Source organism: Bradyrhizobium sp. NBAIM08, assembly GCF_020193935.1.
Classification (GTDB): domain Bacteria; phylum Pseudomonadota; class Alphaproteobacteria; order Rhizobiales; family Xanthobacteraceae; genus Bradyrhizobium; species Bradyrhizobium yuanmingense.
This window is the reverse complement of sequence record NZ_JADYVR010000824.1, coordinates 1-412: the sequence shown is the minus strand read 5'-3', so window position 1 is coordinate 412 and position 412 is coordinate 1. Positions and strand designations below refer to the sequence as shown.

1 protein-coding gene is annotated in these 412 nt (G+C 59.2%); it reads left to right on the top strand.

Features of this window, described 5'->3' with window-relative positions:
- Window positions 1-412, top strand: a 412-nt coding sequence (locus I6F37_RS42240) for a 7TM-DISM domain-containing protein (protein ID WP_225154710.1), incomplete at both ends; no start/stop codon positions are given.

The following is a 412-nucleotide window of genomic DNA, read 5'->3' as shown; positions in this document are numbered from 1 at the left end:
CCCGAAGACACCGTGCGCGTAAATCCGGCCCAGCCCGAGTTGTTTCTAACCGATAACCTGTACAGTGTCTTAGAAGACCCAACCGGGCAGTTGCGCCTGCACGATGTGCAAAACCCGCGCTGGGCGGGGCGATTCCAGCAGCTCAGCACCTCTGGGCAACCGCCCAACATTCAGCGGGTGCAAAGCACCTACTGGTTGCGCCTGACGGTGCGCCACGCGCCGGCCGAGAACGAGGCCTGGTACCTGGAGCTTTACGATTCGCACACCGGGCAGGCCGTATTCTATCGGCCCCAAAATGGCAGCAACATTTTGTATGACAGCGTAATGACGGGCGCAAAATTCTCGTTTGCTACGCGGCCGCACCCCTATAAAAACTTTCTATTTGACCTGCCCCCGCGCCCTGGCCAAACTG